The sequence below is a fragment of the Paenibacillus sp. FSL H3-0333 genome, from assembly GCF_038002805.1.
GTDB classification, from domain to species: domain Bacteria; phylum Bacillota; class Bacilli; order Paenibacillales; family Paenibacillaceae; genus Paenibacillus_AQ; species Paenibacillus_AQ silagei.
In genome coordinates this window covers 6,742,795-6,764,041 of record NZ_JBBODG010000001.1, presented here as the reverse complement: position 1 = coordinate 6,764,041, position 21,247 = coordinate 6,742,795, and the positions used below count along the sequence as shown (strand labels likewise).

Annotated in this window: 18 protein-coding genes and 1 tRNA gene; 11 read left to right on the top strand and 8 right to left on the bottom strand. The window is 52.2% G+C overall.

Annotated elements, in window-relative coordinates:
- The first annotated feature begins 199 nt into the window (after positions 1 to 199).
- The 5 genes from leuB (at position 200) to MHH78_RS29490 (ending at position 5,930) form a co-directional block, all read left to right on the top strand.
- The gene (leuB, locus tag MHH78_RS29510; protein WP_036727684.1) at positions 200 to 1,282 is read left to right on the top strand and encodes a 3-isopropylmalate dehydrogenase; all 1,083 of its coding nucleotides are present in this window, start codon (positions 200 to 202) and stop codon (positions 1,280 to 1,282) included.
- A gap of 237 nt (positions 1,283 to 1,519) precedes the next feature.
- Positions 1,520 to 2,059, top strand: coding sequence for a peroxiredoxin (locus MHH78_RS29505; protein WP_036727686.1), 540 nt, complete (start codon positions 1,520 to 1,522; stop codon positions 2,057 to 2,059).
- 321 nt (positions 2,060 to 2,380) lie between these two features.
- Positions 2,381 to 2,788, top strand: a complete 408-nt coding sequence (locus MHH78_RS29500; RefSeq protein WP_036727687.1) for a hypothetical protein — start codon at positions 2,381 to 2,383, stop codon at positions 2,786 to 2,788.
- A gap of 335 nt (positions 2,789 to 3,123) precedes the next feature.
- Positions 3,124 to 4,227 carry an ATP-binding protein gene (locus tag MHH78_RS29495; RefSeq protein ID WP_036727689.1) on the top strand — a complete coding sequence of 368 codons (1,104 nt, stop codon included), beginning with the start codon at positions 3,124 to 3,126 and terminating at the stop codon, positions 4,225 to 4,227.
- 164 nt (positions 4,228 to 4,391) lie between these two features.
- On the top strand, positions 4,392 to 5,930 hold the full coding sequence (locus MHH78_RS29490) for a leucyl aminopeptidase (protein ID WP_341169763.1): 1,539 nt from the start codon (positions 4,392 to 4,394) through the stop codon (positions 5,928 to 5,930).
- 108 nt (positions 5,931 to 6,038) lie between these two features.
- On the opposite strand, the gene MHH78_RS29485 is transcribed toward MHH78_RS29490, so the two are convergent.
- The 4 genes from MHH78_RS29485 to MHH78_RS29470 form a co-directional block, all read right to left on the bottom strand.
- Positions 6,039 to 6,170 carry a hypothetical protein gene (locus MHH78_RS29485; protein ID WP_256707444.1) on the bottom strand — a complete coding sequence of 44 codons (132 nt, stop codon included), beginning with the start codon at positions 6,168 to 6,170 and terminating at the stop codon, positions 6,039 to 6,041.
- A gap of 112 nt (positions 6,171 to 6,282) precedes the next feature.
- The gene (locus MHH78_RS29480; RefSeq protein WP_339254387.1) at positions 6,283 to 6,474 is read right to left on the bottom strand and encodes a FeoB-associated Cys-rich membrane protein; all 192 of its coding nucleotides are present in this window, start codon (positions 6,472 to 6,474) and stop codon (positions 6,283 to 6,285) included.
- Between the two features lie 36 nt (positions 6,475 to 6,510).
- Positions 6,511 to 8,523 carry a ferrous iron transport protein B gene (gene feoB / locus MHH78_RS29475; RefSeq protein ID WP_341169762.1) on the bottom strand — a complete coding sequence of 671 codons (2,013 nt, stop codon included), beginning with the start codon at positions 8,521 to 8,523 and terminating at the stop codon, positions 6,511 to 6,513.
- A complete protein-coding gene (locus MHH78_RS29470) occupies positions 8,520 to 8,762 on the bottom strand; it encodes a FeoA family protein (protein ID WP_036696155.1) in 243 nt (80 codons plus the stop codon). Before MHH78_RS29470 ends, feoB begins: the two co-directional genes overlap by 4 nt.
- 218 nt (positions 8,763 to 8,980) lie before the next feature.
- On the opposite strand from MHH78_RS29470, the gene MHH78_RS29465 reads away from it, so the two are divergent.
- From MHH78_RS29465 to MHH78_RS29455, 3 genes are all read left to right on the top strand, one after another.
- On the top strand, positions 8,981 to 9,940 hold the full coding sequence (locus tag MHH78_RS29465) for an aldolase catalytic domain-containing protein (protein WP_200869575.1): 960 nt from the start codon (positions 8,981 to 8,983) through the stop codon (positions 9,938 to 9,940).
- A gap of 188 nt (positions 9,941 to 10,128) precedes the next feature.
- Complete coding sequence (locus MHH78_RS29460; RefSeq protein WP_341169761.1) at positions 10,129 to 12,252, top strand: putative bifunctional diguanylate cyclase/phosphodiesterase; 2,124 nt, start codon at positions 10,129 to 10,131, stop codon at positions 12,250 to 12,252.
- A gap of 85 nt (positions 12,253 to 12,337) precedes the next feature.
- Positions 12,338 to 12,411, top strand: a tRNA-Gly gene (locus MHH78_RS29455).
- Between the two features lie 742 nt (positions 12,412 to 13,153).
- On the opposite strand, the gene MHH78_RS29450 is transcribed toward MHH78_RS29455, so the two are convergent.
- Both MHH78_RS29450 and MHH78_RS29445 read right to left on the bottom strand, forming a co-directional pair.
- Positions 13,154 to 14,476 carry an IS4 family transposase gene (locus MHH78_RS29450; RefSeq protein ID WP_076086935.1) on the bottom strand — a complete coding sequence of 441 codons (1,323 nt, stop codon included), beginning with the start codon at positions 14,474 to 14,476 and terminating at the stop codon, positions 13,154 to 13,156.
- 336 nt (positions 14,477 to 14,812) lie between these two features.
- A complete protein-coding gene (locus tag MHH78_RS29445; protein WP_341169760.1) occupies positions 14,813 to 16,168 on the bottom strand; it encodes a dipeptidase in 1,356 nt (451 codons plus the stop codon).
- A 316-nt stretch (positions 16,169 to 16,484) separates the two neighbouring features.
- Here MHH78_RS29445 and MHH78_RS29440 point away from each other — a divergent pair, with 316 nt between their 5' ends.
- The 3 genes from MHH78_RS29440 (at position 16,485) to MHH78_RS29430 (ending at position 18,461) form a co-directional block, all read left to right on the top strand.
- Positions 16,485 to 17,435, top strand: a complete 951-nt coding sequence (locus MHH78_RS29440; protein ID WP_341170407.1) for a TRM11 family SAM-dependent methyltransferase — start codon at positions 16,485 to 16,487, stop codon at positions 17,433 to 17,435.
- A gap of 50 nt (positions 17,436 to 17,485) precedes the next feature.
- Positions 17,486 to 18,103, top strand: a complete 618-nt coding sequence (locus MHH78_RS29435) for an NUDIX hydrolase (protein WP_076076900.1) — start codon at positions 17,486 to 17,488, stop codon at positions 18,101 to 18,103.
- A 202-nt stretch (positions 18,104 to 18,305) separates the two neighbouring features.
- Positions 18,306 to 18,461, top strand: a complete 156-nt coding sequence (locus MHH78_RS29430; protein ID WP_156949647.1) for a hypothetical protein — start codon at positions 18,306 to 18,308, stop codon at positions 18,459 to 18,461.
- 95 nt (positions 18,462 to 18,556) lie between these two features.
- Here the strand turns inward: MHH78_RS29430 and MHH78_RS29425 are convergent, their stop codons facing one another.
- Together MHH78_RS29425 and abc-f are read right to left on the bottom strand one after the other, a co-directional pair.
- The gene (locus MHH78_RS29425; protein WP_341169759.1) at positions 18,557 to 19,030 is read right to left on the bottom strand and encodes an ASCH domain-containing protein; all 474 of its coding nucleotides are present in this window, start codon (positions 19,028 to 19,030) and stop codon (positions 18,557 to 18,559) included.
- 45 nt (positions 19,031 to 19,075) lie between these two features.
- The gene (abc-f, locus tag MHH78_RS29420; RefSeq protein ID WP_341169758.1) at positions 19,076 to 21,094 is read right to left on the bottom strand and encodes a ribosomal protection-like ABC-F family protein; all 2,019 of its coding nucleotides are present in this window, start codon (positions 21,092 to 21,094) and stop codon (positions 19,076 to 19,078) included.
- Positions 21,095 to 21,247 lie beyond the last annotated feature (153 nt).

Below are 21,247 nucleotides of genomic sequence, written 5' to 3'. Positions count from 1 at the left end.
AGAGATCCGATAATTTCACCTACCCATTAATTGTAATCAATTGGTGGGACAAGGGCAAATTAGGGATTTGTCTCACTTATAGGCTATATCTATGAACGTGATAGAATCTATATCTTTGTCCTTTGTCCTTCGTTATGATACAACAATATACAGAAGAACTATGTCTGCGACCAGCAGGACTACCTAAGGAGTGACAGGAATGAGCGAGGTCAAAAAAATCGCCGTAATTGCCGGGGACGGTATCGGACCTGAAGTTGTGGCGGAAGCGGAAAAGGTATTGAAAAGAACGGAAGAGCTGTTCGGGTATACATTTGAAACAGAGCACGCCCTGTTCGGCGGAATCGCCATTGATGAACGCGGAACTCCGCTGCCTGAGGATACGCTTGCGATCTGCCGCAGCGCCGATGCTGTATTGCTTGGAGCCGTAGGCGGACCGAAATGGGATAACAATCCGAAGGAGCTGCGTCCGGAGACCGGACTGCTCGGTATCCGCAAGGCGCTTGGCCTATTCTCCAATCTGCGTCCGGCGGTGGTCTTCGATTGTCTGAAGGACGCTTCGACGCTGAAGCCGGAGGTCCTGGAAGGCACAGACCTGATGGTCGTGCGTGAATTGACAGGCGGGATCTACTTCGGGGACAAGCTGCGCCGTCAAGGTGAGCATGGGGAAGAAGCGGTAGATACTTGTGTCTACAACGTCACTGAAGTGGAGCGGATCGTACGCCAGGCGTTCGAGATTGCCGGGAAGCGCCGGGGCAAGCTGGCGAGTGTCGACAAAGCCAACGTTCTGGAGACCTCCCGTCTGTGGCGTGAAGTAGTGAACAGACTGGCGCCGGAATATCCGCAGGTTGAAGTTGAGCATGTGCTGGTGGATAACTGTGCGATGCAGCTGCTGCGCCGTCCTTCGAGCTTCGATGTCATCGTGACCGAGAATATGTTCGGTGATATCCTGAGCGATGAAGCAGCGATGCTGACAGGCTCCATTGGTATGCTGGCCTCTGCCTCACTGGGAGAAGGCAGCTACGGCCTCTATGAGCCGGTTCACGGCTCCGCGCCTGACATTGCCGGACAGGGGCTGGCGAACCCGATCGCTACGATCCTGTCGCTTGCACTGATGTTCCGTATGACCTTCGGCTACGAGAATGCAGCCGCAGCCATTGAAGCCGCAGTTGCGGAGGTACTGGATGCCGGTCACCGCACGAGCGATATCGCAGTTGATAAGAGCAAGGCGATCAGCACCACAGAGATGGGCGACCTGATTGTAGCCGCTATCCGCAAAGCCTAGTTCTACCACATGTATCCCTTTTGACGCAGAATGAAGAAAAACTTCACAAAATGTTGCTTATTTATAATTATTATAAAAAAGTAATCAATGTAATATTGACTTTGATTTTGTACGATGATAACATTTGGTCTGTACCCGTAAGAATGTAACCATCCAATAAAATCAAGAAAAGCATATTGCATCCGGCAACGGTCCGGTAGCTGTTTTTCTTACATAATCAAAAGGAGGATTTAAGCAATGGCAGAACGTTTGGTAGGTAAACCCGCTCCTGACTTCTTCATGGAGACAGTAACAGGCGACGGTAAGGATTTCGGTAAGGTAAGCTTGTCCGACTATCGCGGCAAATGGCTTGTATTCTTCTTCTATCCGCTTGATTTCACCTTCGTATGTCCAACTGAAATCACAGCCCTGAGTGATGCTGCTGCTGATTTCGCAGAGCTTGATACAGAAATTCTAGGTGTGAGCATCGACTCCATCCATAGCCACAAGGCTTGGTTGTCTACACCTAAGGATATGAACGGTCTTGGCCAGATCAACTTCCCGCTGGCTTCTGATATCACGAAGAAGGTTGCCAGCGATTATGGCGTCCTGATTGAAGAAGAAGGCATTGCGCTGCGCGGACTGTTCATCATCGATCCTGAAGGTGAACTGAAGTATCAGGTTGTTAACCATAATGATGTGGGCCGCAGCGTTGAAGAGACATTGCGTGTGCTGCAGGCTCTCCAATCCGGCGGGCTGTGCGCTATGAACTGGAAGCCAGGCGACAAGAACCTGTAAGATTCCGGGCCTCATGAACCGCGATCTTTGATATACTAAGAGGACCTCCTTGCGGGAAGCATTATTCCCTTCAAGGAGGTTTTTTGCAAAAAGATAAGAATGTATATGCTTCGCGCTATAATTATCCTTATCTTTCTCGCTGAAACGGTACCGTCCTTTAAAAGGACGGCAAAGCCGTTTCCACTTGAGATATGGACAGACGTTTGAAAATGGGCATAAAGGTTAATATATAGCTTGTAAGGAGAGGAATCTCTCCCGCTGTTTTGTAATATAATAATAGGAAATCAAATCAACGACAACACTCAAGGAGGGTGAACAAAAATGAGCTTTTGCTGTGGAGCGAGTATGGTTGGAACGAAGGGGACCCTAAAGCATTATCGCACGCAAGTCCATAATGTTCCCCTGCTTTTTTGTCCGGTATGCCACCGGGTAGAGGTACATTACAAAGTCGAGAATGAATATGAAATTCTGGCGGAATATGCCCATGGCGACGGCGTCACGGATGTGGATTTCCAGGATTATGTGATGGAGGAAGAGGAAGCGATCTTCGAGAACGTCATCAATATGGAGAGCGAGGACCCGCTCGCGATCATACGCAGCCAGATCGATATGTCGCTGGACCTGCTGGCAGTTGCCAAACAGATCGGTGACTCCAAATGGGAACGTGAGCTGAAGAAGCGTCTGGCTGTCATGAGCCAGCGGCGTCACCGGCTCCAGCAGAAGGCTTGAATATCTGTCTTGATCCTGCCACCATCATGTTATAAATCAGTGAGCTCCCGCCGCCCTGGCGGGGGCTCTTTTCAATGTATTTGCAGGAAATAAATCATTCCCCTCCCACTTAAATGTGTCTTAAGAATCATTTTAGGAATATTTTTGCCATTCGACAGATTCTCTGATTGCGTTGTCTTCTTCTCTTGGATATGATTGGAATATAGTTGAAACGGTTGGATAATACAATACGATTTTCGAATGTTCTGGCGGCTTCGTCATATACTCAGATACATAGTAATTTGATGTCGCTTAAGCGTCTTCGTCAATTGCAGTAAAAGGGGGAACTTCGTATCGTGATAAGCCAATATCAGGAAAGCTTGCTATTATCGGCAAGAACGTTTCAATCTGGTCCGATGGATACCACATTTGAGGATGTGCTGGAGCACATCGACAGCGGGATTCTGCTTTTTGATGATGAGGGTGTGCTGACTTTCGTCAACAAGCAGATGTACGGCATTCTGGAGCTTAACCGTCACTCTCTTCTGGGCTGCACCTTGCATCATCTGTTATCCCATATTCAGCTCAGCCGCTTCAAGAAGAAACAGGTGCTGAGGAGTTATCGTGAAATGGTGCTCAAAGGTAAGCCAAGCTATGAATTTGTGGATGAATATGGACGGTACTGGCGCGCAACCCTGTCCAGCGGAGAGGAAATGAAGGGCAGCTACCTGTTCACATTCAAAGAGATCTCCGATTACAAGCTGATTGAGCAGACGGCCTACCAGAACGACAGCCTGGCCATGCTGGGCCGGTTATCGGCCTCCATCGCCCACGAGATCCGCAATCCTCTGACGGCTATCCGGGGGTTCATCCAATTGCTTCATCCCCATCTGCATCTGCTCGGCAAAGAAGAATATGCGAAGATTATATTAGCGGAGATTGACCGTGCCAATGACATTATTCATGAATTTCTGACTTCCTCCAAGCCTTCTGTGCCGCAGATCAGCATGATTCCTGTCTCTGCCTTGCTGAAGGAAGTGGTCCTGCTGACAGAGAGCGAGGCGCTGATGAAGGGCTGCCAGATCAACTTGCAGGTGCTCCAGGAGGACCTGGTCATCTCAGGGGATATTAAGCAAATGAAGCAGGTTGTGCTGAATATGATCAGAAATGCGATGGAAGCGATCTCGGAGCGGGTGGATGATTCTGTAGGCCGGATTGAGGTAGGCGCACGTAAAGAAGGAACAGAGGTGCGCATCTTCATCTCTGACAACGGCAAGGGAATGGATATCTGCACACTTGACAGACTATTCAATCCGTTCTTCACTACGAAGGAGAATGGGACGGGACTCGGACTCTCCGTCAGTGACCGGATCATCAAGAATCATGGCGGCTGCATCTCGGTCAGCAGCCGGCTGAATGAAGGAACCCGGTTCGTCATTTCGCTTCCGCTTACTCACTAATGCTATCTTAAGCCCTTTGTTCTCGGTGGAGTGCATACGGGTTATAATTAATATGTAAGGGCTGATTCCTGCGATGCACGAACAAGTGCGGGAGATCAGCCTTATCTGCGTTAGTAGTGTATTTGTTAGTAGTGTTGGGCAACCAGGATGCGGAGGGATGGAGCTTGATCTTTGAATGGAGCAGTGATGCCGGTAAAGCTTCGCCGCAAGGAGATGCTGTATGTCTAATCATCTCAGAGGCACAGGCACAGGCACAGGGAGAAGGACTTCCGGCAGATTGGGCCGCGAGAGTCCGCCTATTGTCCGCTGCGGGCCTGTTCAACGGCAAACAAGGGCAAGTGTATATACTGCCCGTAATGGAGCAGCCTGAGCAGCCTGTGGTCATTCTGGCCGGAAGCGGAAAGGGCCAGATGGGTATGCACGATCTGCGGCAGCTGATGGCGCAGACCGCCAGGGCAGCTTACAGGCTGAAGGCCGTTGCGCTGGTTGTGCAGATATTGGCGGTACCAGGCGGGCTGACTGGGGTGCTGAAGGCGGAGCAGGCCGGCCAGGCCATCGCGGAAGGGCTGGTCCTGGGGTCGTACCGCAGAAGACAATATAAGCTGGACCAGGCAGCCTATACGGGTATAGATACGGTACATCTTCGTACGGAAGGCAAGAGCGAGGCAGCAGAAGAGGAAGCCTGGAGACAAGGCATCAAGCGGGGGAAGGCTTTCGGGGAGGCTGCCAACCTTGCCCGTGAGCTGACCAACCGTCCGGGGAACCTGCTGACTCCTTCGGGTCTTGCAGTGGCTGCCATCGAAATTGCACAGCGGCACGGGCTTCCGGCTGAAGTACTGGATGAACGGGAGCTTGCGCTTAAGGGAATGGGCGGCTTGCTTGCGGTCGGCAGCGGCAGTGTGAATCCTCCCCGCATGATTGTTATCCGCTATCAGGGGACGAATCAATGGGAGAACGCAGTGGGCTTGGTCGGCAAAGGAATCACTTTCGATACCGGGGGCATCTCCCTGAAACGGGCACCGGGCATGGAGAGCATGTTCAGTGACATGGCCGGGGCCGCAGCGGTTCTGGCGGTAATGGATGCGCTGGGGCATTTGCGTCCCAAGGTCAATGTGGTCATGCTGATTCCGGCGGCAGAGAATATGCCGGCAGCGAATGCTTATAAACCGGGCGATATCATTACTACCCTCAGTGGAAGAACGGTCGAAATCATCAATACTGATGCGGAGGGACGGATCATTCTGGGAGATGCGCTTACCTATGCCCGGGAATGGGGCGCACAGCGGATCATTGACGTAGCCACGCTGACAGGAGCTGTGGTGTCGATTCTGGGAGATGTGGCTACAGGGGCAGTAACGAATGATCAAGCATTCCTGGAAGAGCTTCTGGCAGCCTCAAGGCTGTCAGGGGAGCACATCTGGCCGTTGCCTGTCTATCCTGAATTCCGTGAGATGCTGACAAGCGAGGTTGCGGATCTCCGCAATGCTGCCGGACGATATGGGGCTGCCAGCACGGCGGGGCTGTTCATCGGAGAATTCGCCGAGGGATTGCCGTGGGTGCATCTCGATATTGCAGGGACTGCCTTTCTGTCTGCGGAACGGGGTGTGAATCCTAAGGGTGCCACAGGCATCATGGTCCGCACCTTGCTGGAATATCTGCTGAGCGCTGCGGCTGAACCAGATCATCGCCCCCCTGAAGCCTAGACCGAATTGTCCAAACAGACACAAAGAGCCGCAGATTCTCAGTTTCCTGAGACCTGCGGCTCTTTGTTCATTTGGAATCCTGCTTCTCATAACTGCGGGAATAGCAGCCTATTTACGGGCCTTCATCTGGGCCGTCAGGGATTGGACGCCATTCATAATCTTATCCCGTGTATTCTTATTCTTCAGCAAGTAGGCGGCTCCCAAGGCTACCGTTGTAAACAAAGTCTTCTTGGTGTTCATGGTTATTCCTCCTTGGCAATAGTCTGGTTGTTAAAAGCTTATAACTAACATACCCGCATGCCAAGGTTTCTAAACGAAAGAATACTAAGTCTGTATCCGCTAGAACTGCATCCTAGCGCTTGCTGCCCAGTGAAGCACTGCCGCAGGACAGAGGTGAATCCATCGCTGCTGCGGGACAGGTCTTGCCCTTGTCACAGCCCGCACAGGCCCCCTGCTTGCCTTTCTGCACATGGCGGTAGATTATCCAGCCGGAATACCCGAATATTAGCGCCACAATCACAATATTAACGATCATTGCCGTCATCGCTTCCTCTCCTAATAACTTGGACTTGCTGCGGGGCTACGACCATCCGAGCAAACGTCCTCCTTGATAGATCACCAGTGACACCGCATAGGCCAATACCAGAGAGTAACCCATGGAGAAGAATGTCCATTTCCAGGACGCAGTCTCTTTCTTGATAACGCCGACAGTGGCCAGGCAAGGAATGTAGAGCAGGATAAAGGCCATGAAGCTGATCGAGCTAAGCGGTGTAAAGACTGAAGCAATCTGGCCTTCCAGTCCCGCTGTATCCGGGGCATGGTAGATGATGTTCATGGTAGAGACCACAACCTCTTTCGCGAGGAAGCCGGGCACCAGAGTAGATCCCGCCTGCCATGTTCCGAAGCCGAGCGGCTGCAGCAGCGGGGCAATGAAGCCGCCGAATTTGGCCAGGAAGGAGTGATCCATGTCCACATTGAGACCGCCAGGACCAGCGTAGGACATCAGCCAGATCAGGACCGAGCCGGCCAGGATAATGGTCCCTGCTTTGCGCAGGAAGCCCTTGCCCTTCTCCCAGGTGCTGCGGCTCAGTGTCTTGAGCTGCGGCATCCGGTAAGGAGGCAGCTCGATAATGAAGATAGACGCCTCATTCTTGAACAGGTACTTGGAGAAGAACTTACACAGAACCAGGGCAAATACAACGCCCATGACATACATAGAGAGTACAGCTGCAGCTTGCTGGGCAGGGAAGAAGACCGCTGCGAACAGCAGATAGACTGGAAGCCGGGCAGAACAGGACATCAGCGGCATAAGCAGTGTCGTCAGCATCCGGTCCTTGGGCTGTTCAATACTTCGGGCCGCCATAATCGCCGGTACGTTGCAGCCGAAGCCGATAATGAACGGAATGAAGGCCTTGCCGTTCAGTCCCATCCGTTCCATCGTGCTGTCCATCAGCAGGCAGACACGGGCCATATACCCGGAATCCTCCAGGAAGGAGATCATCAGGAACAGGATGAATATCTGTGGAACAAATACGAGCACGCCGCCCACACCGCCGATGAGACCATCAACGATCAGTGCGTGCGTGAATTCTGAAGCCCCGATGGCCCCCAGCAGCGAATTCGTCCAATCGCTGAGCTGACCGCCGATGAAGCCATCCAAGAGATCTGACAACGGCCCGCCAATCCAGTCAAAGGTAGTTTTGAACATGGCATACATAAACAGGATGAACAGGGGCAGTCCGAGAAAACGGTGGGTAAGGATGGAATCCAGACGTTCGGTCAAATTATGCGGTTTTTGCAGGGTGGAGTCTATCGCTTCAGCGCACACCTTGCGGATGTAGTCCATGCGGACCGAGCGAATCCACTGGGGAAGAGTGAGTGCAAGCTTATCCCGCTGCAGCCGGGTCTGAGCGGTATCTGCAATCAGCAGCAAGCCGGAAATATCCGTCCGCTTCTTAAGCAGCTCCAGGATTACCGGGTTCTGCTCCAGCAGCTGGAGAGCAACCCAGCGGAGATTAGGCAGACCAGAGATCTTTTGCAAATGTGTAACAATGGAGGTTATGGCTTCTTCAGCGAGTTCCCCATAATTCAACTGGAAGGTAACAGGCGGGATATGGGAAGGCTGCTCCAGCACGCTAAGCACCTGACTGGTTCCTTTGCCTGTCCGGGCAATCAGCGGCAGCACGGGAATACCGAGCTGTTCCGAAAGAATGTCGGGGTTCACCTGAATGCCGCGCGCCTTGGCAACATCGGTCATATTCAGTCCGAGGATCGTCGGCTTGCCATACTCCAGCAGCTGCAGGGTAAGCAGCAGGTTCCGTTCCAACTGCGAGGCATCGACAATATTGATAAGTGCTTCAGGGGTTTCTTCGATTAGATATTGTGCGGCTACGCCCTCATCACGGGAGAGGGGGTGAAGGGAGTAGATTCCAGGCAGATCGATGAGCTTCCCGGCTCCGTTCTTCAGACTGCCGATTTTTTTCTCAACCGTAACGCCTGCCCAGTTCCCTACGTATTCGTAGGAGGAAGTCAGGGTATTGAACAGCGAGGTTTTCCCGGTGTTGGGGTTCCCCACAAGTGCAATGGAGCTCATGATACTTTCACCTCTATCATAGATGCTTCCTTCCGCCGGATAGCAAATAGCTGACCGTTACATTCAAGCGTAATCGGCCCCATGAACGGCCCTTTGCCCTTGAGACGGATCATTACACCCTCAGATACTCCCAGATCGGCCAGACGGCGGCGCAAAATTGGATTCATGCCCTCAATTCTTTGAATGGAGCCGGTAGTGCCTGGTTGCAAACGCAGCAAGGAGCAGGATGTTAGAGCCATTGTTATCCCTCCGAAAGAGACTGATAATCAATCTCAATGATTTCTTGTAATGTAGCATTTTACTGCCATTTATTCTGTGATTAATGTCATTGTTTCTGTTAGCGAAAATCGATATGAAGAATACTGAAATTTTCTTTACAATATCTTCTTCGTTAAAGTATGATTGAACGATAATATAAGCATAGTACTAAAGAGATACCCCGAAGGGAGAACAGATTGTGAAGACGAATCATAGTAAAATTGTCGATTGTACCATCCGTGATGGGGGATTGGTAAATAACTGGGATTTCAGTATTGAATTTGTTCAGAAATTATATGCCGGACTGAATGAAGCCGGTGTTGATTATATGGAGATCGGATATAAAAACTCGCCGAAGCTGCTCAAAGGGGCAGAGGGTGCAGGCCCTTGGCGCTTTTTGAATGATGACTTCCTGCGCAAGGTCATTCCGCAAAAGGGGCATACGAAGCTGTCGGCTCTGGTCGATATCGGCCGGGTGGACGAGAATGATATTCTGCCACGCAGCGAGAGCATGCTCGATCTGATCCGTGTGGCTTGTTACAGCAAGGATGTGGACAAGGCCCTTCAGCTGGTGCAGACCTTCCATGACCTGGGCTATGAGACGACCATTAATATTATGGCCCTGTCCAATGTGATGGAGAATGAGCTGCTGGAAGCCTTCGAGCAGATCCGTGAGAGCGTAGTTGATGTAGTCTATATCGTGGATTCTTACGGGAGCCTGGATCATAATGACTTTCATTACCTGGTAGAGAAGTTCAAGACACATCTTCCGGAGAAGCGGCTCGGTGTGCATACTCACAACAATCTTCAGCTGGCCTTCTCCAATACGCTGATTGCAGCCGAGAAGGGGGTAGAGCTGCTGGATGCTTCCTGTTATGGAATGGGCCGCGCCGCAGGCAACTGTCCTACAGAGCTGCTGGTTACCCATCTGAAGAATACGAATTATACGCTCCGGCCTGTTCTGGATATCATTGAGAACCTGATGATCCCTCTGCGGGAGAAGGAAGAGTGGGGCTATATCATTCCGTATATGATTACAGGAACGCTGGACGAGCATCCCCGCTCGGCAATGGCGCTGCGATCTTCGGCCGATAAAGATAAGGCGGTTGACTTCTATGACACACTGACAACACCCGAGGTCAATTTCGGGGACAAATAACCGTCTGGAAGGAGAAAGCACTGGCCTCTGTTTGTAGGCAGGTGCTTTTTTTCTGCCGAATCTGCTTCCTTACAATATTAGTAGGTGATCAATGTAACTTTACAGAGCTATCTAGCCGATATTTATACATAGGACATCATACACATCCATCTGACTTTATAGATATTATTTTTAGACGCGAGGGACTTATGAGACAAGAAGAGAGAAAGACGATTCATGCGGCTATTCTGGGGGCTGTGCTATTCCTTCTGATCCAGATTTTTCGTACACCGCTGGGCCGAATCGAGGACAAGGATTTACTGATAGCCTTTTACCTTATTTTGGGCTGCTGTACTGTCGCGTTCGGTTTTGCGATTTTTGCCCAGGGCTGGCTGCTGTTCGCCAATAGTTTATCTAAGGCTAGGCTGTACACCTCTGCATTGTTCCTGGGGGTGAGCATTTTTGATTTCCTGCATGTACTCGGGTTTGTAGGTATTCCTGGAATCACCTCGTATATCAGCCCGGAGCAGTCCTTATGGCTCCTGACGTTCTCACGGCTGGCCAGTGCACTGGGGATTATGCTTATTTTCAGCAGAGAAGACCAGCTTGTAGGAAACGGTGTCAAGGGGAAGGTGTTTCGGAATGCTTTTGTGGTGATTCTGCTGGCTTTGGCTGTGTTTGGTCTCGGCAACCTGATTGTCTCCGGGCTGGCGGACGAACCATGGGCAGAAACGGCAAGAGACCTGATGAATATGGCGATACTGTTCGTCTATTTACTTGGTGCTGCGATTATTATCTATCCTGGCAAAAGCGAAAAGTCAGCCTCTCTGCTGATTATTATCCGTTCCCTTGTGTTCTTCTCACTGGCTCAGGTCTTCTTCATGAATCTGTTCAGTGTCGGAGAATTGGATTATCTCTTCGGGATGCTCAGCAGCGCAGCGGCCTATTATCTTCTGCTGACCGGGGTCTACAGATTAACGATTGAGGAGCCATTTCAGGAGAACCAGCAGGCGGAAGCGCGGATTAATTATCTGGCGTACCACGATGAGCTGACAGGTCTTCCGAACAGACGCCGCCTGATGCAGCGCATGGAAGAGGTGGTGCTCCAGAGTGAGCAGGACAAAAGCCGCGGCTTCGCCGGGCTGGTCATTATGAACATCAACCATTTCAAGAATATCAATGACTCTCTTGGCCATTATGCAGGAGATCTGCTGCTGCAGCTGGTCGCCCGGCGGATCGGGGATGAGGTTAGAGTCAATGAAGAGCTCTTTAGTATGGGAGCGGACGAGTTTGCTTTTCTGATGACGGAGCGGACGGGTCTGGAGAATTGTCTGGTCCGGGCGGGTGAGCTGCTGCGCCTGTTCGAGACACCGGTAGGCCTGGAGTCGGGCGAATACCATATCTCACTGAGTCTGGGGGTAAGCATCTACCCCGGGGATGGAGATACGGCAGAGCAGTTGATACAGAATGCAGACACAGCGGTGCACAATGCCAAGGATCAAGGGGTGGAGATCCGCCGCTATATTCCGGCTATGCAGATGAAGGCGAAGGAACGGCTCAAGCTGGAGAACGATCTGCGCCGTGCGCTGGAACGGGGGGAGTTCTATCTGGTCTATCAGCCCCAGGTACTACTTGAGACAGAAGAGATTGTCGGCATGGAGGCGCTGTTGCGCTGGAACCATCCCAAACGCGGCTTGGTCTCTCCGGTGGATTTCATTCCTATCGCTGAAGAGAGCGGGCTAATTGTCCCCATTGGGGAATGGGTGCTTAAGACGGCCTGTATGCAGAATAAAATGTGGCAGGATGCCGGCTATCATCCGATTTGCGTGTCCATTAACCTCTCGATGCGCCAGTTTCTGCAGCCCAATCTGGCCGGCAAAATTGATGCCATCCTGAAGGATATCGGTCTAGATCCCTGCTACGTGGATTTGGAGATTACCGAGAGTATGACCCTCGACAAGGAGACCGCCTTCGACCAGCTGAACCGCCTCAAAAGACTTGGCGTATGCATCAGCATCGATGATTTCGGCACAGGCTACAGCTCGCTGCATTATCTGAAGAATATGCCGATTGACCGCTTGAAGATCGACCGTTCCTTCGTATCCGATGTCATGGAGGACAGCAACAATGCCGCGATTGTCTCTACGATTACCTCGATGGCCCACCATTTGAAGCTCAAGGTCACCGCCGAAGGTGTGGAGAACAAGGAGCAGCTGCACTTTCTGCGCCAGCAGCATTGCCATGAGGCCCAGGGGTATCTGTTCAGCAAGCCGGTGAAGGCAGCTGAATTCGAACAGTCCTTCCTCAGGCCTTTACTGGAAATGCCGTCGTAACCTCCGGACCTCCGGTATCTGAATTTAATAGGGTTGCAATTTATTCGTAGTGGTGCTACAATGTTTCTTGTACTCAATTCGAGTTGCGGGTGTAGTTCAATGGTAGAACTTCAGCCTTCCAAGCTGATAGCGTGGGTTCGATTCCCATCACCCGCTCCATATTTAACTTCCGAAATCCTTGTCCGCAAGGGTTTTTTTGTTGTTTCGGAGTTGTTGCAGGGAACTAGAATGTGTGGATAATGCTGATCAGGGAGGATAGGGTACAGGGAAGAAGACGTAGTGGCAGGACGTGAGGGAGTACCTAGTGATAGAAGATACGTGAGTACATAGGGACAGAACAGAACTTAGGGTCAGAACATAAGGGATAGTACATACTGGCAGAACAATTACTAAATCTGCTGAAAGTAGGGTGCGGCTTCATTCAAAGGTAAAAGTCCCTCTAATTCGTCCTGAATTGAGCGATAGGTGAAAATGAGAGGGATAAATCCCTCTGATACGGCTGAAAGTTGGCTAAACGGGAAAATGAGAGGGATAAATCCCACTGATGCATCTGAAAGTCAGTTATACGTGAAAATCAAGGGGATAAATCCCACTGATTCCGCCATCTGTGGCCATACGAGAAATTAGATGGCTGGATTGCAAAGGTGAGTAGTAGCACAAAGACTGCATACGCTCCAGCATATAAAACTTAGCCGAAAGTTGACGGTAAGCAGAAATGAGGAGCATTAGTGCCAATGTCATTAAGATAAGTTCAAAGATAAGTTTGGAATTAATAAAGAGAATCCAAAACGGTATGGGGAAACGTCCTATGCCGTTTGTTTTTGGTGTAAGGAAGGAAAAAAGCGCATAGCAAACAAAGCGGATGGAAGATCCACTTAAAAAAATGTTCATGCGAACCGAATTATGCTACTCTGTAGACGAAGCTAATGGCGGATTTGCTACGTATTCTGCGTGTATTCCTTTGCCCAGGACGGGTGAGACGAATCGGCAAAATATTTTTGCGAATCAAAGCTTCCACATCAGGCGGGGGTCCATCGCCCTTGGAGCGCAGGAAATGTCTACAGACGTGAACGGCCACCGTGAAGTTGACTTGGTAGAGGTGCCGTTTATCCTTTTGGGAAATGACTACGTGCGAGGTAATCATTTCAGCGAAATTGTAGAGGATCATTCTTGCGAATATCTCTTGGGTAATGGACTCTTGCTTCTTTGCGTGAAAATGGGTCAGACCGATGGTGTATTTTAAGGCCCGGAAAGAGGTCTCAATCCCCCATCGCAGGTGATACAGTTCCCGGAGTTCATCCGGTGAGAATTCAGCAGCCGGTAGATTGGTAATGACGGTTTCATAATCGCCACTGGGCAGGAGGAAACGAACCACCCGAAAGGAAATCGGGTAAAACAGGTTCTTTTGCATGTCCAGAAAATCAAAGCTAGAGGTGGCCGGAAGAATTTTATAGATTTCGGGGTGATCCCTGAACGCTTTCGTTCGTTTTTTAGTCAGCGTCAGGTGAATCTCCTGATCAAACGCCCCTTCAAAGGTCAAGTGCAAGCCCGAAAGAATGCCATTCGAATGCAAATCCTTGACCCGTATGACGTACTTCCATCCTTTCCGTTCCAGATGCGCGAACGTATTGTAGCTTTCCAATCCTCGATCCGCCAACACAATGACGTTCCCCTGAATAGGGGACCGATCCACCATCGTGGACAGCGCCCTTCCTTCGTTGCGCAGCTTTCGAGGTTGAAGGATGGCGTCCACGTAAAGCCGGTTACAGAGGTCATAAGCAGCGTTCAAGTGCAGAAGGTTAAAGCCTTTCGAGTGGGGCTGACTTTGAGAATAGGTCAACGGGTCCGCAGGATCTGTTGCAATATGCAGATCGGAACCGTCAATGGCCAATAATCGATAGCCTCGATAATCCTTGAATTCCGTATGGGACGCGGTAAAGGTGTGAAACAAAGATTCGACCGCAGACGGCAAAATTTTATTTCTTTGCTGAACAAAAGCAGAAGAAGTTGCGGTGTTAACGTCATAGCCCTGCGATTCCAACAGTTCCTTATAGAGGCTGTTGCCGCCCATAAAGATCAGGGTTTGCATAACCATTTCAAAGGGTAGTTTTTTCGTTCGGGTAAAATCCTTTCCCGGGTTTCTGACGTAAGGCGCGGGGGCAGCCGCCATCTCACGGATGAGAGATGTCAGTCTGTCTTTCAGCGAATTTGCATAAGCATTCATTGGCGTAACCTCCTCGTTTTTTCAAGGGGCTTCGCCACACGTTTTCTACGGATTGTCAAGATTTTTTTGTGCAAAAAAAGAGCAGGCTATCTTTTCGATAACCTGCCTTTTTCTTGTTTTTGGCTATATATCTTAACTTAATGACATTGGCATTAGTGCACCTGAACTCGCTGAAAGTTGACGGTAAGAGAGAATGAGCACAGGTGTCACAAGTCACACCGGCTACACCAGCCATAGCCAATTCATCTGTTGAAAAAGGCAGGCCCCTGATCCTTCGGGGGCCTGCCTTTGCTGATAAATGTGTCCCGATGACAGGTAAGCCGTCTGCCTTGGACGTTAGACAGTCTTCAGGAACTCGACAAGGGTCAGCAGGCCTTTGTCGAAGTTCTCCAGATTGAAATGCTCGTCCGGCGCATGCAGGTTCTCGTCATCGAGTCCGAAGCCCATCAGGACGACCGGTGCCTTCAGGATGCGGGCGAAGCTCTCCATGATTGGGATGGAGCCGCCGTCTTTGGTGAAGAGGGCACGTGTGCCGTAGACCTTGCCATAAGCATCGGCAGCGGTCTGGAGGATCGGGTGCGACGGATCGATGTTGAAGGCGCGTGCCTTCTCCATCTGCTTCACCTGAACCTTGGCGCCGCTCTGGATATGGGCCTTCAGATGGGCTTCAACGGCATCCAGGATGTGCTGCGGGTCCTGGTCGCCAACCAGGCGGCAGGTAATCTTGGCATGGGCTTCCTTCGGGATTACGGTCTTGCTGCCTTCACCTTGGAAGCCTCCGTATACGCCGTTCAGCTCCAGCGTTGGACGCGCGCCGACCCGTTCCACGAAGGTGTAGCCTTCTTCACCGTACAATTGCTCCAAGCCGAGGGCGGTCCTGATCTTGTCTTCGTCCACGCCTTGCTTGGCGAATTCTTCGCGCAGCAGCGGAGACAGGGCAGGCACACCTTCGTAGAAGCCTTCTACAGATACGCGGCCCTTATCATCGTGAAGGGTGCTGAGCAGCGAGACGAGCGCATGCAGCGCATTGGGAACGCCGCCGCCGTAGGAGCCGGAGTGCAAATCAGTCAAGGCGGTGTTCACTGTGACCTCCATCGAGCAGAGACCACGGAGCCCGGTGCAGATGGCGGGGCGTCCGCGTTCCAGCAGGGAGGTATCCGAGACGAGAACGGCATCTGCCGCAAGCTTGTCCTGGTTAGCTTCCAGGAATGGCGGCAGGTTGACGCTGCCAATCTCTTCTTCCCCTTCGATGCAGAGCTTGATGTTGACTGGCAGCGTGCCCTCTTGCTTCAGGATAGCCTCGATGGCTTTGATATGCATGAATACCTGGCCCTTGTCGTCTGTAGCGCCGCGCGCATACAGCTTGCCGTCACGGATCTCCGGTTCAAACGGAGGCGTAGTCCACAGGTTCAGCGGATCCACCGGCTGTACATCATAATGGCCGTAGACCAGAATGGTCGGCTTGCCGGGAGCGTGAAGGTAGTCTGCATAGATCACCGGATGACCGGCTGTAGGGTGCAGCTCGATGTTCTCAAGACCCGCACGCTTCAGGGTCTCTACCAGCCAGCCGGCAGCGGTATTAATATCTTCCTTGTGGCTGGACAGGGCTGAAATGCTGGGGATCGCCAGCCATTGCTTGAGTTCGCTGAGCTGGGCTTCGCGCTCAGTCTGAAAGTAAGTTTCGTATGACATTGTGATTATGTACCTCCTTGGAATTCGCTGCTTAATACCACAGCTACCCGTATTATGCGGCAACATGCATAACGGAGGGTCTCTGCGGCTCAGGTTCGGCAGTGTAATGCATTCATTATACTGGAGATATCCCGATGGATCAAAAAAGGATTGTCCGGCCCTTCATCAGAGGTTGACCGGAGCTGCGTAGCTTGGGATACAGTTCCTTGCAGGCTGTTGATTACTGGCAGTAACCGTGATAGACTTACTTAGTTTAAGCAAAGGAACCGCCGAGCGCGGCGGAAGCGACAGGAGCGAAATTGAAGTGTCAGCGAATATGCCTGCAAGTGTTGAACCGTTATATATATATACTTATGCCCATTCACCGGATGAGACCTCTTTATGCGGGATGGAGCTGCGCTGCCTATTCGGCAGGGAGATCCCTCCGGCTATATTTGCAAGCGGGGTAGAGGTGGATGTCAGCCGCAGTCCTTTTATCAAAGAGCGGATTGATGTGATGTACGAAGGGGACACGCTCCCGGAGATCTACAAGCAGACGGAGCAGGTAGATGTGGAGGGGCAGAGCTTCAAGGTTATTTTTGTGAAGACTAATGATCTGGCTCCTGAGCACAAAATCGAATACGGTGAGCGCAGAGTGATTGAGCGGGAAATCGGCCTGCGGATTGAGGGAGAGGCGGATGTGAACCATCCGGAGCTGGTGTACGGGATTGTAACGCTCGGCGGACGCTGGTACTTCGGCCCTTATCATAAGAACAATGCAACCTGGTTCCGGCAGATGCACAAGCCCCGCAGTTACTCCATAGCGCTCAGCACACGGGTAGCCCGGGCGGCGGTCAATATGGCGGTTCCGCGCATACCCGGTGTGAAGCTGATCGACCCCTGCTGCGGAATTGGCACGGTAATGGTGGAAGCACTGTCGATGGGAATCGATGTCGTCGGCCGTGATATTAACCCGCTCATTGCAGCCGGTGCGCGGACGAACATCGCTCATTTCGGCTTCGAGAGCATCGTGACGCTCGGTGATATTGCAGACATCCAGGAGCATTATGATACGGCCATTGTGGATATGCCTTATAATCTGTATTCACGGATTACCCCCGAAGAGCAGTTTGCAATTCTGAGCCATACGCGGCGGATTGCGGACAGAGTGGTCATTGTGGCGATTGAGGCTGTGGATGAGATGATTGCTGCGGCCGGTTTTACAATTATAGACCGTTGTGTGGCGCGAAAAGGTGCGTTCTCCCGTCATCTGATGCTGTGCGAGTAGAGCACCTTGAAGGAAAGGCGTAACTAAATCCGAGTGAAGGCGGTGTGCTTATGGAACCGAAATGGTTAACCTGGGCCAAAGAAATTCAAGGGATTGCCCAGACAGGGCTGACGTATGCCAAGGATGTATATGATATTGAGCGTTATCAGGCGCTGCGGGAGCTGAGCGTGGATATCCTGGCGAACTATACGTATGAGAGCAAGGAGCGTATCCGGCTCTCTTTCGCGGGCGAAGGCGGGTACAGCACACCTAAGGTGGATATTCGGGGAGTGATTTTTCAGGATGATAAAATTCTGCTCGTACACGAGAAGCTCGACGGAAAATGGGCACTGCCCGGAGGGTGGGCGGATATCGGCCTGTCACCAAGCGAGGTAGCGGTGAAGGAGATTGCCGAGGAATCCGGCTATCAGGCGGAAGCGGTCCGTCTGCTTGCCGTACTGGATAAGAAGTTCCATCATCATCCGCCGGAGCCGTACCATACCTATAAAATGTTCATCCTCTGCAGAATTACCGGCGGGGAGGCGGCGGGTGGTGTGGAGACGAGCGGTGCGGGTTTTTTTGCCGAGGATGCATTGCCCGAATTGTCTGAAGAGCGCAATACGGCGGAGCAGCTGCACACCCTATTCCAATATTTACATCATCCCGAAAAAGAAGTAATATTGGACTAAAGCACTGCATATAATAGATAACCAAGAGTGTATATAAGTTTTATGAATACATTTTTTGGTTAATATTATTTATGTAAGCCTTTACAGTGATAGTCCGCTGAGCCTTTATATCTAAAAAATTTATCGAAAACATCTCTTTTTGGGCCTGGCGGTCTACATTTTTTCCTCTGCTTTGACGATAAGAATTTTAGGAGGGGATCGCATGGAACAAGAAGAGCTAAGACTTCCGCTTGCGCAGGAGGGGATGACCCGGCCTACAGAGGGCAATATTGCCACGGGCCTGGTATGGGGTGTCCTGATCAGTATTCCCTTATGGATCTCGTTGATCGGCTGGATGATGGGCATCTGGAAATTCTAAGACCCGTCCGCAGAAGCTATATTCCACTACTAACTTACACATATACAATGAAGGCTGCCTCTTCGAAGTGAAGAAGCAGCCTTTTTATGCTGAAATTACAAGTCGTTGTTGATATGCACCAGCTGGAAGGTCTCGCAGACCACCCGCATATCCGGGTCGAAGGGCTTGCCCTCACGCCCCAGCTCCCTGGTGAAGAACACCTCATGCTCGTAGCGCCAGGATTCAAGGCTGCGGTCATCCTCCCCTTCGGAGTAGGCGAATTCAGCGGTTACCTCAGCGAATGGAACGACCTCCACCTTCGTTGTTTCGATGATCGCGCGCGGATGCCCTGTGCTGTCCAGCAGGACGGATAGTCCGCCTGTAAAAGGCATGCTCAGCCCCTGCGCTTCAATCAACTCATAATTCTGCGCGGTCCCGGTCTTGATTCCTCTCAGAACCAGATCCAGCAGCTCATCTGCCAGCCGGGGATTGTCGCCGAACGCCCAAGCGCTGTCGAATTTGTCCGCTGCTTCCGGATGCTTCACCAGATAACTCTCCCAATATTTCGCAATTTCCGGGGTTAATGTCATTACGGTCACCTCTACCTTAGATTTAGTATTTAGTCTGTCTACAATTCACATCTCCGCTTCGCTCAACCAGCCGCTATACAGGTCATCGAGCTTCTGCTGCGCAGCATCTCTCATTCTTTGCAGCTCGGCCAGCTTCTCTGCATTGCTCGACAGCTGCGGGTCCAGCATCTCGGCATCGATAAGAGCAAGCTGCGCTTCCGCTGCGGCAATATCCTGCTCCCACGAAGCTGCCGGACGCGGCTTGCGGTTCGGACTGGAAGGACTGGAGGGTGATCCCCCTGTATTCTTGCGGCGGGAGGAAGCGGATTCCGTACCCGAACCTGCTGAAGCAGAGGCAGAAGGGGAGCGGTCTACCTGCCCGCTTAAGGAGCGGGGCTTGCCGGTGCCGTCCCCGGAAGATTCCGGCTGCGTGGCCTCTTTCCGCTGGGCGGCTTCGGCCTGCTTTTCCTTATAGTATTCATAGTTGCCCGGGAAGGAGGAGAAGTGTCCGCCGTCAATATGCCAAAGCTTGCCGAAGCAGCGGTTGATGAAATAACGGTCATGGGATACCGCCAGCACGGTGCCGGGGAATTCCTCCAACGCTTCTTCCAGCGCCTCGCGTGAATCGATATCCAGATGGTTGGTCGGCTCATCCAAAATCAGCAGGTTCGGCCTCTTGTGCATCAGGATCGCGAAGCGCAGCCGGGTCCATTCTCCTCCTGACAGGTTGGTGATGCTCTTGAAGACATCGCTGCCGTAGAAGAGGAAGCGGGCCAGCTGGCCGCGGGCTTCGCCTTCTTCAAGTCCGGCCTCCTCGCGGAAATACCGCAGCACGGAGTGGCCGCCCTCCTCCGGCACAGCTTCCTGGGCCAGATAACCAACGACAGCTCTGGAAGCGAGCGTACAGCTCCCGCTGTCCGGTGACTCCTGGCCAAGGATGATCTTCAGCAGGGTGCTTTTGCCGGCTCCGTTGCCGCCGATCAGTGCGGTGGTCTCGCCGTATCTCAGAATATCGCTGGCGGCCGAGAAAAGCCTGCGCTCCCCGTAAGACTTGCTGATCCGGTCCAGGATGACGACCTGGTTGCCGGTCCGCTCCTCCTGCTGGAGCTGCAGATCCATGGACTTGCGCTCCAGGATCGGGCGTTTGACCTTGACCATCCGGTCCAGCGCCTTCTGCATGGACGCCGCACGGCGGTGGAAGGAAGGGTTCGGCGGATTGGAGCGGTTGCCCCATTCAATCAGCCTTTTGATACTCTCTTGCATCTGCTTGATCTTCTTCTGCTGCTCCTGGTAGTCAGCGAATTGCTGAAGGAGCCGGGCTTCCTTCTCCACCTGATAACCGCTGTAGTTCGTATGGAAGGTGAAAGCCTCCCCGTCTTCAATCTCGATGACCTTCTTCACCACGGCATCCAGGAAGTAACGGTCATGGGAGATCGCCAGCACCGTGCCGTCATAGCTCTGGAGGAACTGCTCCAGCCACTCGATAGCCTCCATGTCTAGATGGTTGGTCGGCTCATCGAGCAGCAGGATGTCGGGACGGCGCAGCAGCAGCTCGGCCAGCCCTACCTTGGTCTTCTCTCCGCCGGAGAGGGAGGAGAAGCGGCGGTCGTACTGCTCCGTTCCAATCCCCAGCCCTGAGGCTACACGCTGGATCGAGGCTTCCAGCTCATAGCCGCCTGCGGCCTCGAACTTCTCCTGCAGGGTGCCGTATTCCTTAAGCAGCTGGTTCCAGGCTTGCCCGTCTTCGCCCGCGCCGGAGGAAGACATCTCCTGCTCCAGCTCCCGCAGGCGGCGCTGCCAGCCGAGCTGCTCGGCGAAGCTGCGCTGCAGGACGGCATAGACCGTGTCGCTCTCGTTCACCTCCTGAATCTGGGCAAGCAGGCCGATGACGCTGCCCCGGCGGATGGAGAGCTGCCCTTGGTCCGGGCGTTCTTCTCCGCTCAGCAGGTGGAAGAGGGTGGTTTTGCCGCAGCCGTTGCGGCCGATCAGACCGATTTTTTCGCCTTGGCGGATATCGAAGGTGACATCGCTCAGGACGAGCTGGGCACCGTGGTATTTTTGGATATTTTGACATGAGATAATCATCGTTATTCTTCTCCTTTAATTAGGAATGCACTCTCCTTCGCCGTCCTTTGGCTTCTGCGGATTCCGGTCAAAACAGCATAAAAAGGCCGCAGGGAAATTTCCCTGCGGCCTGAGTATTCTTCGGGTTAGGATATCCGTTGAAGTGTAGGCGAG